Genomic DNA, 14,438 nt, shown 5'->3' with positions numbered 1-14,438 from the left:
CTACGCTAAGCGGCGCAACAGCGCCGCTTTTTTTATGCGCTAGGATTTATCCTATGGTCGGTTTGATTCTCTATTGACGATCGTCAAGTCATTTCCTAGTGTTCATTCACATACTGGGCGCGTGAGTCACTGCGACAATCCCTGACGCCATGTAGCGTTCCCAGAGCGACAGTCTTCAACGTCAAGTCAAAGACGGCTGACCGCGGGGTGAGTTGGATTGCATGCCGCCGTACTGTGGTTGGCGAAAAATAACAAAAGGAACCAGCGATTATGAGTCAAGAACGTCCACGGACCTTCAGGAAGTTGTCCGATTGCGTCGACGCTATTATTGAAAGAGTAGGGAATAAGATCGTGCTTGGCCTGCCTCTTGGTCTGGGCAAGCCTGTTCCTCTGGTGAATGCGATCTACCAGCGGGCCAAAGACGACGCCAGTCTTAGTTTGAAAATCGTCACTGCGCTGTCTCTGGAAAAGCCGGTTGGCCGCAGCAAGTTAGAGCGTAATTTCCTAGAGCCATTCGTTGAGCGGCAATTCGCTGGCGTCCCTGACCTGGATTACGTGCTTGACCTTCGTAACAACAGTCTGCCTCGTAACGTAGAGGTGGCGGAGTTCTTCTTCAAAGCCGGCAGCTATTTGAACAATGCCCGGCAACAACAGAATTACATGAGCAGCAACTACACCCACGCCGCTAGAGATCTCATTGCTAACGGCGTTAATGTGGTGCTGCAGATGTTGGCCTATCGCGACATAGATGGTAAGCCCTACTACAGCTTCAGTTGTAATCCAGACCTGTCCATCGATCTGGAGCCCATGCTGCACGAACTCGCTGCGCAGGGGGCGCCAATCGCTATTGTAGGAATGGTCAATCGCCGTCTGCCTTTCATGCACAATCACGCGGTGCTGGAGCCGGAGCGGGTTGATTTTGTGGTGGACAGCCGGGATTTCGACCATCCCTTGTTTGCGACGCCTAACATGGCTATATCCCCCGCCGATCACTTTATTGGTTTTAACGCCAGTACGCTGATTCGTGATGGCGGTACGCTGCAAGTGGGGATCGGCTCATTGGGAAGCGCACTGGTTTACAGCACGATCTTGCGCAGGGAGCAGAATCAGGTTTACCGCGAGTTAATGCGTGATCTGGACTTGCGCGACAAGTTCCCGGTCGTTGACGCTATCGGCGGCGATGATCCCTTGTCCCAGGGACTGTATGGATGCAGTGAGATGATGGTCGATGGTTTTATGTATCTCTATAAGGCCGGCATTCTCACCCGTGAAGTCTTTGATGACCTGGTACTGCAGAAGTTGCTGAATCAGGGCGATATCTCCACCCAGGTGGATCTGCGCATCCTCGATGCGCTGGTCGATGCGGACGTCATTCATGCCAAACTGCGCGCCCGGGATGTGCAGTATTTGATTAAGTACGGCATTTTCAAACCTCAGGTCGAGTTCAAAGGCGGCGCGCTGGTGTGGCAAGGGGAGCCGATCGAACCGGATCTGAGCTCTCAGGAAGCGCGTACGAAAATCGAAGCGATTTGTCTGGGCGAGAACTTGAAAGGTGGAGTCGTCATGCATGGCGGTTTTTTCCTTGGTCCACAGCGTTTTTACGACATGTTGCATGAGCTCAGTGACGAGGAGCATCAAAAGTTCTGTATGACCAGCGTCAACTTCATTAATCATCTGTACGATCACAAGTTTGGCGCACAGGCGTTGAAGGTGGCGCAGCGCGCCGAGTCCCGCTTTATCAACTCGGCGATGATGGTGACGCTGAACGGCGCGGTGATCTCGGACGGGCTATGCAACGGGAAGGTGGTGAGCGGCGTTGGAGGGCAGTATAACTTTGTCGCTATGGCCCATGAGATCCCTCAGGCGCGCTCCATCATCAAGCTGAAATCCACTCGTAATTCCGGCGGACGCAGTCTCTCCAATATTATTTTTAACTATGGGCATATGACGATCCCCCGACATTTGCGGGATATTTTCGTGACGGAATACGGCATCGCTGATGTACGCGGCAAACCGGATAAGGATGTGTATATCGAGCTGATCAAAGTTGCGGATTCACGTTTCCAGGACGAGTTGCTGCAGCAGGCGAAGCGGGCGGGTAAAGTGCCGGCGGACTACATTTTGCCGGAGGCCTATCGCAGCAATACGCCGGAAAAGCTTCGCGCACTGCATCAAAAGTACAGCGCCAAGGGCTTGTTCCCGGCCTTTCCGTTCGGGTGTGAGTTTACCGAGGAAGAGTTGAAGATAGGCAAGGCGTTGAAAGCATTGAAAGCGAAGACCTCGACCAAATTAGGTTTGGCGCAGGCGCTGTGGCGCGCTTTCCATGTACGGGAGACGCCATTGGAGCTTGCACCGATACTCAAGCGGATGAAACTGGATCAGCCACAGGAAATCAGAGAACGCATGGAGCAAAAGCTGTTGATTGCGGAAATGGCTGGCTGAGCCGGGAGCTGAGTCTAAAACAGCGCCTCCCCATAAATTAGCGGCTTCACGTAAAACAGGCGAGGCGCTTCGTGATAGAATCCCGCCTTTTTTGCGGAACAGAATTATGCGACCAAAAGTTTTTACCGTGGATTACAACCTGAAAAACGCCGAAGGAGAGGTGGTGGACACCTCATTCGGCGGTGAGCCTCTGGTATTCATGCAGGGCGCGGGGCAGGTGACCCCAGGGTTTGAACAAGGGCTGGCGGAGCATATCGCCGGGGATGTCGTGTCGCTGACCATTCCTCCAGAGCTGGCGTATGGCGCACTGAGGGAAGAGCTGGTGCAATTGGTGCCGGCCGATCAGTTTGAAGGCGTTGACGAATTAAAGCCGGGCATGCTGTTTCAAACTCAGTCCGGAGCCGAGCGCAAGGTGATTAAAGTGGTCAGCATCCACGGAGAAAAAGTGCTTGTGGACGCCAACCATCCTCTGGCGGGACTGACTCTGTACTTCGAGGTTCACGTCAGATCGGTACGGGAAGCGACCGACGACGAAATCAAATCAGGCTACGCCGTCGGCTAACGCCCAGTCAGGCTTGGGATCGTTGCTCCAGTACATTTGCTGCAGTGATGTTTCCACCTGCTGTTGTGCTGTCCTGGCGACGCTTTCCGCAGGCGTATCCATTGCGACTTCCATGACTGGATGAATCGCCACGTAGACGTCCGTCGGCGTGGCTTTCATCAGTCTTACCAAATGCGACACGAATTCGTCGTCGCCGATAAACGGCGCGTAAGCATCCGGCACATTGTCCCGTCGGTAATGCAGGGTGATGGGCTGTATCGGAACTTGCGCCCGAATCGCCGCATTTAGCAGGCGTCCATGAAATTTCTTGACCCGCTGGCCATCCGTCGTTGTACCTTCTGGGAAAATCAACGTTGTGGCGCCGTCGCGCATGCAGGATTCAAGCTCCGTCACTACTTGCCGCGCTTTGCCGCCGCCCCGGGTAATGAATAAGGTGCCGGCCTGTGCAGCCAGCCAGCCTATGAAAGGCCAGCTTCTGACTTCTGCCTTGGACAAGAAGTGTAATGGCTTGATAGCGCCCAAGACTGGAATATCCAACCATGAAATATGGTTACTGATCACCATCACCGGCCCGTCATGGAGTTCACCGGAAGCGTGAATACGCAGGTTCAGCACCCGGCATAAACCCGCCAGCCAGAAGCGAGCGATTGGCGCGCGCTGCAGCCAGCGAGGCTTGATGGCGTCTATAACCCCCACAATTGCGGCGAGCACCGCGCCCCACATCAGATAGGGGATCAGAATCGAGGCTCTCAGGAACAGGCGAACTAAATTCATGGCGTCCTTCCTCCGGGCGTCAGTCGCAGTGATCAGGCTTGTGGTTCTTTCATAAAGTGCTTCGCGTAGCGCGCAGCCAGTGCATCGATGTGTAACAGAATAAACAAATCGGCGCATTGGAAATCAGGGTCCCAACATGGATCTCCGCCGATCTGGGCGCCCAGGCGCATATAAGCGCGTATCAGAGGAGGGACCGCTGCTTTGCTGGGCGCGGGACCAACAGGCTGGGGCAAGATCCGCTTGGGAATGACTCTGGCGTTTTCCTCGGTGAGACACCGCTCCTGTAACTGGCGTGTGATAGACCAAGCTTCCGCTGTGCCCTCTATGACGCTGATGGAGCCGCATCCCAATAAGTAGTCGAACTCATTGTCAATGACGTACTTGGCGATGCCTGACCACAGCAACGCCAGGGTGGCGCCGTTACGGAAAGCGGGATGTACGCAGGTGCGACCGATTTCCAGTTTACGCCCCGGCAGCTGATAGATCGCGCTGAGATCAAACTCGCTTTCAGAATAGAAACTGCCCGCCAGTTTTGCTTTGTCATCGGCAAGCAAACGAGTGGTGGCGACCACTTGTCCGCTGATGTTGTCTTTCACCAACAGGTGGTCGCAAAAAGGATCGAAACTATCGCAGTCCAGTCCTGGGACCGGGCTGTGGAGATTGGCGCCGAATTCTTCCGTAAATATCCGGTAGCGCAGTTGCTGCGCCATGATCACCTCTTCACTACGCTGCGCCACGCGAACGAAGAGCTCCGCTTTCTTTGATTCCGCCTTGGCTAAGACGACTCGCTGACCTGATGTGTGCATAGTAATTCTCTTTATAGTGTTTTGGCGGATACTATGGCGATCACGTGACAGGGGGGTGACGTTGCAGTTACTGGTTTATGACAATTGTTTTTAAGTAAGCGTTGGTGTACTTGCTAAGTCACTTGACTGAGAAAGGGGTAATTTTTGTAAGACTGGTTATACTTATGTGGATAAAAGTGCTATTTTTCTATAAGTCACGAATAATTCTAAATTTTATTGGGGGCCATTCAGGAAAGGATGGCGACAGGGGCAGGGACGGGACTCAAAATCTATAATGTGAGAGATACGGATACCGTGGATACTAATGAAGCTTGGCGCATATTGATCGTTGAAGATGATGAACGTTTGGCCGATCTTACCAAAGAGTATCTTGAATCGAATGGCTTGATGGTCTCCGTTGAGCCCAATGGCAGTAAGGCTGTTGAGCGAATTCAGAATGAGCAACCCGATCTGGTCGTATTGGACCTGATGCTGCCGGGCGAAGACGGTCTTTCCATTTGCCGCAAAGTACGGCCGAGTTATAACGGCCCCATTCTGATGCTGACCGCGCGTACAGATGACCTGGACCAGGTATTGGGCCTGGAAATGGGTGCGGATGATTATATGTGTAAGCCGGTGCGCCCGCGGGTGTTGCTGGCGAGAATCCGCGCGTTGCTGCGCAGGGTGAAGGAGCAGGGCGAAGCGGCCGCAGAATCGCCGGTCGCCGAACAGTCTGGAGACGGTCCAGTGCGTCTGGTTTTCAATAACCTGGTGATCGATCGCTCTATGCGCGAAGCCTGGTTGGAAGATCAGAGTATCGACTTGACCAGTGCGGAATTCGATTTGTTGTGGTTGCTGGCCAGCAGCGCCGGCAGAGTGCTCAGCCGGGAAGAAATTTTCACCGCACTGCGCGGTATTGAATATGATGGGCAGGATCGTTCCATCGACGTCAGAGTTTCCCGCATCCGACCCAAGATAGGGGACGATCCGGTGCATCCCAGACGAATCAAAACGGTGCGTAGCAAAGGATACCTCTTCGTTAAAGAAGCCTAACCGGGACAACAGGGCTCACTGTGAATAACGTCTTTCTGCGCGTATACAGCGGCGTAGCGTTATCGTTGCTCGTATATGCAGTTATAGCACTGGGCCTTTTTCACTCCATAAACGCCGTGCGTTACCTGCAGTACCGAGAGCAACGCGTAGCGCCGCTATTCAACTGGGTCATAGAGCAGCCGGAAGAACGGCTGGAATTCCTCAAATCCATCACTACCGCTGATCTGACATTTGATTTGCTCGCTCCGGCGGAGTTTGAGTTCAGTCGTTTGGAGCGGGAGCGCCTGGCCTACGGGCAAACCATCGTTCTTTCCAATAACGCCGGCATACATGCCTTCGCCCAGGCCGGCCCAGATAAAATGCTGGGCGCTTATTTCGCCGACCTGCCATTGGAAAGCGCTTTGTGGGCGGCGCGCTTGATCTCTCTGCAGACCCGAGCCGTGGCCAAAGAGTCCCGTGAAGATACTCTGTTGGAATTGGGTAAGTCCTTTAACCTGTCAGCGAGTCTGGTCCCGCTTAGCGTGATTGCGGAGTGGCCCGCCAATATTCAGGGGCGCTTTTTGAAGGAGGGCTGGACCTCACTGCCGTCTCAGGGGCGCAAAGGCGATGCGCTGGCGGTGTCGTTCGACAAACAGTTCATTTTACAGATCGACCCGGTGCCGACGTTCAATCCCTGGGCCTGGCCGGTGTTGACGACGTTGATTGTCGCCGGGCTGGTATGTATCGGCGCCACACTTTACCTGCTGCTGGAAAAACTTGAGCGCCGCTTGCGTAAGCTGGAAACCGTGGCCAGTCGTATTGCGCGTGGGGAGTTGGACGCCAGGGTGGATGACAACCGCTTTGACGCTGTTGGACGTCTGGGGACGGTATTTAATCGAATGGCGGAGCATATTCAGAGACTGGTTGCGGTGCAGCGGGAAATGATTCATGCGGTGTCGCATGAATTGCGTACGCCGGTCGCCCGCATCCGCTTTGGCGTGCAGATGATTGAAGACAGCACGGAAGATCAGTTCCTCCACAAGCAGCTGTCAGGGATTGATTCGGATATACAGGAACTCAACGAGCTGATAGATGAAATCCTCACCTATGCTCGCCTGGAGCAGGGTGGACCTATCCTGGACTTCCAGGAAGCGAACGTTAAAGACATCGTCAATCAGGTGGTGGGAGAGCAGAGTTCTGTTAAACCAAACCTGGAGATCAGCGCGGATTTCGTAAGAGGTTCGGATCGTTGGAAAGTGTCTGAAGTCGAGCCTCGCTATATCCATCGCTCAGTGCAGAATTTAGTGGGTAATGCAACGCGCTATGCTAAGTCGAAAGTAGTTGTGCATTGTAATTTCGGCCAGGAAACCTGCCGTATTGATGTTGAAGACGATGGGCCAGGTATTCCTGAGTCGGATTGGGAGCGCGTATTCACGGCCTTCGCGAGGCTCGATGATAGTCGCACCCGTAGTTCCGGCGGGTACGGTTTGGGGCTTTCCATTGTTCGACGAATTCTATATTGGCACGGCGGACAAGCCTTTGTCGGCCGCAGCGAGAATCTTGGCGGCGCCAAGTTCAGTCTGGTCTGGCCCCGTAAACAAGGGGCATAAAAAAAGCGCAGCTTGAGCTGCGCTTTTCAAGTCTATTTCGCTTCCCTTACTTGCTGATCACTTTCAGGTTGTCGATGTACATGCTGGTGGAAGGCTGTGCGCCAATCACATGCAGGCGCAGCTGAGAGATGGTCCCATTCGGAGACAGGTTCAACTCACCGCTGATGTTCTGCCATTGTGACGTGGCGATATCCTGGCCGCCCAGCTTTTTCCAATGACCGCCGGAGTTATCAACGTAGTAGACCCACAGTTCAGCTTTGTCGGATGAGCGGCGGCTGCTGGCCAGATAAACGTCAGCGCTGACCTGATAGGGCTTACCGGCTTCCAACAGGCCATGTGCATTGAAACCAGGGCCAGAGTACCAGCGGTAGCGGTAGCTGCTGAGCAGGCTGTACTTGCCGGAAGCAGCCGTATCGCTCAGGTAAAGTCTGGTTCCGAAATAGTTACTCCAGCCGCGAGTCCCGTTCTCAAAGCCCTCATTAATGATTTCTTTGCCGCCGGGGTTGCTGGTGTCGCCGCCGTTGTCATCCCCATCGTCCCCGTCACGGTTGAGAGGAACAATCTTCACTTCGTCAACCAGCATGTCTACGCCAGCGCTGGCGCCGTAAATCAACATGCCTACGTCACGAATGTCGCCTTTGGCGTCCAGCGTAAAGGTGCGTTCATACTTGGACATTTCGCTGTTGGTGAATGACGCGCGAGAAAGGTACTGATAATGCGTGCCGCTGTCGTCAGAAACTTTGAATACAACGCGCATATTCTCGCGACTGCCATTTTCACCCAGGCCGAGTTTGGCGGTTAGTTTATATTCAACGCCAGCTTTCAGTTTGCCGGTCAGCTTCTGGTAAGCGCCAGCGTAGTAGGCTGAGCGATTGGTGATTTCCAGAATATAATCACGGCCGCAGTCTTTCTTGAAGTAAGCTTGTCCCAAGTCGCCAGCGTTGCTGTAGCTGGTCCAGCTGGACAGCTCATTGAAGTCGCCGTCTTCCACCAGGTTGTCGTTCAACTCTGGCTTGCTGCATACAGTGGTGTCGTCGCCGTTATCTCCATTATCGCCGCCGTCATCTCCACCATTGTCATCGCCGCCGTTGTCGTCTCCGTTATCGTCGCCATCTCCACCGTCGTCGATCTTCGTAGGGAAGAAAGCGGCGATCTGATCGCCAATCTTGCGCAGGTTCTGCGCCGCATCGGCGCCGTTGCTCTGTCCCGCGCTGACGCCACAAGCCTGGCCTTCACATTTGTTGAGGTCCGGGTTGGACATCATTTGCAGCTGGTTACGTGTATTGTAGGCCTGAGGATAGGCCATGATGGTGCTGAATGAGCCGTACACGCCGTGGCCGCGGGCCCAGGACCAGATGCCGCCTTGCGAGTTTTGAACGGCAGAGTGGCCAAGGCTCATGTTATGGCCGAGTTCGTGAGTGAAAGTGCTGTATCCGCAATCTACGCCGACCAGACTGAAACCGGCTGAAGCGGCGTTGCTGTAAAGCTGACCTGAGCTGGAGTTACCCGGTGGAACATAACCGATACCGCACACATACCCGCCATTCATAGGCTCGCGCAGGTTGATCAGGGTAACCAGGTCAGCGCCGTACTTCTGGCGCAGTGAGGCGACAGTGTTGTTGCGGCTGAAGGAATCCAGGTTGGAGCTGTTTACATAAACATAGTTTGAATTGATCTTTTCCGCGCCTACAAGGCGCAGACGCATATCAACATTACTGTTCTCGTAGGCCTGGTTGCTGTACTCGATATAGGACGCAATACGGGCGTCGATATCGCGACCATTGGAGGTCTGTGTCGCTTGGTCAATGTACAGAACCAGTACGTCTACGGTGTTCTTCGCATGCGCGGAGCCGGCTCCGACGCTGGCGGCGAACATAAGGGCGGCGGCTTTACTAAAATTCATTATAGTTTTCCTTTTTTCATTTATATTTTATGAGTTGCTTTGAGGCTGTTCGGGCGTTGGCAGATCCAGAGGTGGAATCGGCACGCCGTCTTCAGTTGGGGTGATCCGGCTGTTTATTTCGCCTTCGTCGGTGAGGGTGACCTGTCCGGTGTCGTTATTAATAACGGCGGAATAAGTGCCAGTGCGGGTGGCGATGACTACATGTGTGTCCATCTCTCCGCGGGTGATTATGACGTTATCTGTTGGGGCTCCGCCGACCAGCGGGCCTTTCCAGACTTCTATTGTGTCTAGCTGATTGTGAGTGGAAGTGATTTCCGCAAGCAGCGACTCATTTCTTTGCGGGATAGGCAGTTCCAACTGCCGTCCCACGCGCAGCTTATCCAGCGCTTCCATATTCGCGTGCATCCTTTTGGCGGGGATGCCGTTCACAACAACATCTTCAGCGTCTCCAGGGGAGCTCCACATGGACATGACTTCGTTGGAGTCGTTAGCATCCAACTCATCATTTACTGGCTCAGGTGGAGGACCGTCGGCGGAAAAGTCCGCATCAGCCTGTGTCGCCGTGCTGGCGGGGGGCTGTGACGTGGTGGTCTGAGATTGGGCGTCAAGCGGCGCCGGAGAGCTGAATTCGGCAGCGGGGGCCGCGCCTCCAGGTTGTGCTTCATTGGAAGCGGCTGGCGTGTCGGGGCTTGGCTTGGGACCGTCGGAATAACGAAGTATTCCCACGACCGACGCCAAGGCGACCAGACCGGCTGCGCCCAGGATCAGTGGCTTCTTCATTTGCGTTCCTTTCTGACTGTGTTTGGAATAGAACAGTTAACATTCCGCTCACATTCATCCATAAACGAGCGATCTTACCGGGCGGTCCGAAAATTTAGCCAAATGCCACCATCGTCTCAATCGTGCAAATGGGCGTTGGACTAATGGCTTACTTTGGTTTGTCTACTTGGTCAGGATTTTTGATGGCGTAAAAATTTGGGTTTTAGGGGTGGCGGGTTTAGATGATGTAAAAATAAGGAGTTAGGCCTTTTTGCTTACCATTTGTTACATAAGGCGACACTTCTCTAACAGACACGAAGACGGGAGAAATTCATAATTCGTCTCGTAAGGGATGACTCTTTGAGGTTGTAGTTCTATCGAACTTTCCTTGTTTCATTGTGGGGCTATCTTAGCCCCTCTTTTTTTGCCTGCCCTTCAGACTTCAGACTTCAGACTTCAGACTTCAGACTTCAGACTTCAGACTTCAGACTTCAGACTTCAGACTTCAGACTTCAGACTTCAGACTTCAGACTTCAGACTTCAGACTTCAGACTTCAGACTTCAGACTTCAGACTTCAGACTTCAGACTTCAGACTTCAGACTTCAGGACTGAACTGCGCCTTTATTTTTTAAATGCGATTAAATGTTCCGCTTTCAGGCGAATAGCGACCTCCGCATCAATAGGGAAGTCCTGGTGGCTAGGCGTCAGCGCTTCCAGTTTGCGGCCTGAGCTGAGCAGAAGTCGATAGAGGGTTGAGGAGCCGGCGAATATCTTGTCGATAATCTTGGCTTTTTGAGGAGAGGTGTCGTCGAATACCAGGTCGTCAGGACGAATCAATACTTCAACAGCCTGTTGCGGATTCCAGGGATAAGCTCTGTTGCCGCGAATGACGCCAAGTTCAGTTTCAACGCTGTCATGGGTGGTTAACACGCCAGGTAATAAGGCTCCGCGGCCGATAAAGTTGGCGACAAAGCGGTTGGCGGGCTCGTGATACAGGTTATAGGGCGTATCCCACTGCTGTAAGCCTCCGCCGTGCAAAATACCAACATGGTCGGCCATGGCGAAGGCCTCATTTTGGTCGTGGGTCACCAAAATTGCGGTGATGTCCCGTTTTTTGAGTATTTCTCTGACGTCCAGGCTAAGACGCGAACGAAGTTCCGCATCCAGATTGGAGAAGGGTTCATCCATTAGTAACAGCACTGGATCTGGCGCAAGTGCCCGAGCTAAGGCGACGCGTTGCTGCTGGCCTCCAGAAAGCTGATGGGGGTAAGCATTGGCGTAAGCCGTCATGCCGGTGAGCTCCAGCATGTCTTTCAGCTTTGCGTCTGCTTCCGTCGCGCTACGATTATGCAGGCCAAACTTGATATTCGCGGCGACGCTTAAATGAGGAAAGAGCGCATAATCCTGAAATACCATGCCGACTTGGCGTTTCTCCGTCGGCACAGTGGCGGATGGTGTAGAAACAGGCGCGCCGTTTACTCTCACCTCTCCCGCAAAGACGGGCTGAAAGCCCGCCAGTACGCGTAGAACAGTAGTCTTGCCACAGCCGCTGGGGCCTAGCAAGCTGGCTATTTCGCCTTTGTTCAGCTGAAAAGACAGGTGAGATACGACAGCCTGATCGCCATAGCCGCAGCTGAGGTCTTTGGCCTCCAGCAGGGGAGCGCTCGCCACCATGTTAAACCTGCTTTCCGTAGAGCAGGAATTCCATGAGGGCCTTTTGTGCATGCAGGCGGTTCTCTGCTTCATCCCAGACGACGGAGCGCTGATCGTCCAGCATGTCTGTGCTGATTTCCTCGCCTCGGTGTGCGGGCAGGCAATGCATGAACAGCGCATCGGGTGCGGCTTTGTTCATTAGTTCAGGGGAAACCTGGAATTTGGCGAAGGCCTTTTCCCGCTCAGCCTGTTCTTGCTCTTGTCCCATGGAAGCCCATACGTCGGTAACGACCAAGTGAGCGCCTGCGACAGCGTCGGACGGGTTACGGAATATTTTTACGCGGTCCACGTTCTGCTCTACTAGCGACTGCATGGGCTCATATCCTTCAGGGCAGGCGGCCGCCAGTTCAAACCCGAATTGGCGCGCTGCATTGATGTATGAGTTACACATATTGTTGCCGTCGCCAATCCAGGCGACTTTTTTGCCTCGGATAGAGCCTCTGTGCTCGACATAGGTTTGTATGTCTGCGAGAAGTTGGCAGGGGTGGTAGTCATCGGTCAGCGCATTTATGACTGGCGCAGAGGAATACTTGGCGAAGAGTTCAAGTTTGCTGTGTTCAAAGGTGCGGATCATGATGATGTCGACCATGCGCGACAGAACACGAGCGCTATCCTCAATCGGTTCTCCGCGGCCCAGCTGCGTATCGCGGGGCGAAAGAAATATGGCTGAGCCGCCCAGCTGCGCAGCTCCTGCCTCAAAAGAGACTCGAGTACGAGTGGAGGACTTCTCAAAAATCATACCTAGAACCTGGCCTTGCATCGGCGTATAGGCCAGTTTGCTTTTGTGCTTGGCTTTTAGCTGGATGGCCCGCTCAATCAGATATTCCAGTTCAGCCGGGGAAAAGTCACACAATGTCAGAAAATGTCTGATGCTCATGGTGCGTTACTCGCCATTTCAGTAGGTTTAAGTCAAATATAGAAGGAATGAAAGACGACGGCTGTCGCCTTTCATTATGCGCGGCTAAACCTACCTTGGTTTTTTTCGATCGTCCGCAGCGTAGAGCTTGATCAGTCGCACCAGTGTCGTTACTAGGTGTTCGGCTTCAACGTCCGTCATGGTCAGAGCCGGCAGCAACCGGATAACGCGATCAGACGTAACATTGATCAGTAGTCCCACGGTTTGCGCCAAGGGAACTAATTCGGGGCAAGGCTCGGTCATTTCTATACCGATCATCAGACCCTTGCCGCGAATGTCCTTGATGTATTCGGCGCCACCGAACTCCTGCTTCAGTTTGCTGAGGATTTGCTCGCCAAGAGTGCGGGCTCTTTCGGTCAAATTGTTGCTTTGAATCGTCTTGATGACCGCCATCGCCGCTGCGCAAGCGAGTGGGTTGCCGCCAAATGTCGAGCCATGAGAGCCTGGGTGGAAGACCTCGGAGGCGACGCCTTTGGCCAGGCAGGCGCCAATAGGTACGCCATTACCCAGGCCTTTGGCGGTTGTCACGACGTCGGGAGCGATACCATAGTCCTGGTAGGCGAAGTAAGTACCGGTGCGGCCATTGCCGGTTTGCACTTCATCCAGCATCAGCAGCCAACCTTTGGAGTCACACAGTTTTCTTACTGCATGGAGATATTCTACCGGGGCGATGTTTACGCCGCCTTCACCCTGAATTGGCTCCATCATTACCGCAACGATATTGTTGTTCGCGCGGGCGATATTCTCCAGGGTTTTCATATCGTTGTATGGCGCTCTAACGAAGCCTGACACCAATGGTTCAAATCCGGCCTGCACTTTGCGATTGCCGGTTGCGCTCAATGTTGCGAGAGTGCGGCCGTGGAAAGAGTGATCCATGACGATAATCGAGGGGGATTCAATACCTTTCTTTTTGCCATATAGGCGGGCAAGTTTGATGGCGGCTTCGTTGGCTTCGGCGCCGGAGTTGCAAAAGAAGACACTGTCCATACCTGCGACTTGGCACAATAGATCGCCCAGTTGTTGCTGTAGAGGAACCTGATAAAGATTGGAGCAGTGCAAAAGCTTCTTGGATTGGTTGCAAACCGCTTCAGAAACGGCGGGATGCGCATGACCCAGCCCGCATACGGCGATTCCGGTTACTGAGTCAAAATAGCGGTTGCCTTGAGTATCGTATAACCAGCAACCTTCTCCATGCGTAAAGGCGATGGGCAGTCTGCCATAAGTATTCATCAGGGTTGGACCGGCCATTTTCTTCGTCCTCTTATATACAACCTTAAACTCTATATATGGTTTAAAACCCTATATAACGCAAAAAGGCAGCCCCGGCTGCCTGTTCCAACAACTATAGTATAGATAATTGTTACACATGGCAACGAAGCCCGGGGAGGCCCTGATCTGGCTCAAATTTCCTGGTTAACAGACGATTATTTGTCCCTGAAGAGGCGTCGCTTTTCGCGTATACTTCCGCTCCAGAAAGGGCGAAGAGCTTTATTTTTGGCGCACTATGTCGATGCCTGTTTAAATCGTCATCGCCAGCGCTTAAAAACATAGTAAAATAGTCAACCAATCACTCAATGACTGTTATCAAAGGTTAGGTTTATGGATGTCATCGAAGTTATCAAAGAGCAATTGACCAGCAACCCTGTCATTCTGTTTATGAAAGGGTCGCCCAATGCGCCTCAGTGTGGATTCTCCGCTCGTACTGTCCAGGCGTTGATGGCCTGCGGTGAGAAATTTGCTTATGTGAATATTCTGGAGCATCCAGAAATTCGCGAAGCGTTGAAAACCTACTCTAACTGGCCGACCTATCCCCAGCTTTATATTAAAGGCGAGTTGGTTGGCGGGTGCGATATCGTCACTGAGCTATATGAATCTGGCGAATTGCAGGGAATGGTGAAAGGCGCTGCAGTCGCAGAATAACCATTTCGAACATGCGGCTTT

General features: G+C 53.2%; 12 protein-coding genes. 5 read left to right on the top strand and 7 right to left on the bottom strand.

Annotated elements, in window-relative coordinates; genetic code table 11:
• The first annotated feature begins 270 nt into the window (after window positions 1–270).
• Window positions 271–2,442: an acetyl-CoA hydrolase/transferase C-terminal domain-containing protein gene (locus EUZ85_RS24545; protein ID WP_127972790.1), complete on the top strand. Its 2,172-nt coding sequence runs from the start codon at window positions 271–273 to the stop codon at window positions 2,440–2,442.
• A 106-nt stretch (window positions 2,443–2,548) separates the two neighbouring features.
• Complete coding sequence (locus tag EUZ85_RS24540) at window positions 2,549–3,004, top strand: peptidylprolyl isomerase (RefSeq protein WP_127972789.1); 456 nt, start codon at window positions 2,549–2,551, stop codon at window positions 3,002–3,004.
• Here the strand turns inward: EUZ85_RS24540 and EUZ85_RS24535 are convergent.
• Together EUZ85_RS24535 and EUZ85_RS24530 are read right to left on the bottom strand one after the other, a co-directional pair.
• The gene (locus tag EUZ85_RS24535; protein ID WP_127972788.1) at window positions 2,984–3,778 is read right to left on the bottom strand and encodes a 1-acyl-sn-glycerol-3-phosphate acyltransferase; all 795 of its coding nucleotides are present in this window, start codon (window positions 3,776–3,778) and stop codon (window positions 2,984–2,986) included. The two genes, EUZ85_RS24540 and EUZ85_RS24535, sit on opposite strands and share 21 nt — an antisense overlap.
• 32 nt (window positions 3,779–3,810) lie before the next feature.
• Window positions 3,811–4,584, bottom strand: coding sequence for a GNAT family N-acetyltransferase (locus EUZ85_RS24530; protein ID WP_127972787.1), 774 nt, complete (start codon window positions 4,582–4,584; stop codon window positions 3,811–3,813).
• Between the two features lie 294 nt (window positions 4,585–4,878).
• On the opposite strand from EUZ85_RS24530, the gene EUZ85_RS24525 reads away from it, so the two are divergent.
• Window positions 4,879–5,616, top strand: coding sequence for a response regulator (locus tag EUZ85_RS24525; RefSeq protein WP_127972786.1), 738 nt, complete (start codon window positions 4,879–4,881; stop codon window positions 5,614–5,616).
• Window positions 5,617–5,636: 20 nt separating this feature from the next.
• Complete coding sequence (locus tag EUZ85_RS24520) at window positions 5,637–7,205, top strand: ATP-binding protein (RefSeq protein WP_127972785.1); 1,569 nt, start codon at window positions 5,637–5,639, stop codon at window positions 7,203–7,205.
• 46 nt (window positions 7,206–7,251) lie between these two features.
• On the opposite strand, the gene EUZ85_RS24515 is transcribed toward EUZ85_RS24520, so the two are convergent.
• From EUZ85_RS24515 to EUZ85_RS24495, 5 genes are all read right to left on the bottom strand, one after another.
• Window positions 7,252–9,108 (bottom strand): carbohydrate binding domain-containing protein, encoded by a 1,857-nt coding sequence (locus EUZ85_RS24515; protein WP_127972784.1) that lies wholly within the window; start codon window positions 9,106–9,108, stop codon window positions 7,252–7,254.
• Window positions 9,109–9,135: 27 nt separating this feature from the next.
• Window positions 9,136–9,888 (bottom strand): hypothetical protein, encoded by a 753-nt coding sequence (locus EUZ85_RS24510; RefSeq protein ID WP_127972783.1) that lies wholly within the window; start codon window positions 9,886–9,888, stop codon window positions 9,136–9,138.
• Window positions 9,889–10,489: 601 nt separating this feature from the next.
• Window positions 10,490–11,542 carry an ABC transporter ATP-binding protein gene (locus tag EUZ85_RS24505; RefSeq protein ID WP_127972782.1) on the bottom strand — a complete coding sequence of 351 codons (1,053 nt, stop codon included), beginning with the start codon at window positions 11,540–11,542 and terminating at the stop codon, window positions 10,490–10,492.
• Between the two features lies 1 nt (window position 11,543).
• On the bottom strand, window positions 11,544–12,458 hold the full coding sequence (gene argF, locus EUZ85_RS24500) for an ornithine carbamoyltransferase (protein WP_127972781.1): 915 nt from the start codon (window positions 12,456–12,458) through the stop codon (window positions 11,544–11,546).
• A gap of 90 nt (window positions 12,459–12,548) precedes the next feature.
• Window positions 12,549–13,745, bottom strand: a complete 1,197-nt coding sequence (locus EUZ85_RS24495) for an aspartate aminotransferase family protein (protein ID WP_127972780.1) — start codon at window positions 13,743–13,745, stop codon at window positions 12,549–12,551.
• A 351-nt stretch (window positions 13,746–14,096) separates the two neighbouring features.
• Here EUZ85_RS24495 and grxD point away from each other — a divergent pair, with 351 nt between their 5' ends.
• On the top strand, window positions 14,097–14,417 hold the full coding sequence (gene grxD, locus EUZ85_RS24490; RefSeq protein WP_127972779.1) for a Grx4 family monothiol glutaredoxin: 321 nt from the start codon (window positions 14,097–14,099) through the stop codon (window positions 14,415–14,417).
• Window positions 14,418–14,438: the final 21 nt, after the last annotated feature.

The organism is Hahella sp. KA22 (assembly GCF_004135205.1).
Classification (GTDB): Bacteria; Pseudomonadota; Gammaproteobacteria; order Pseudomonadales; family Oleiphilaceae; genus Hahella.
The sequence above is the reverse complement of the archived record's forward strand: the minus strand, read 5'-3'. Positions and strand labels throughout refer to the sequence as shown.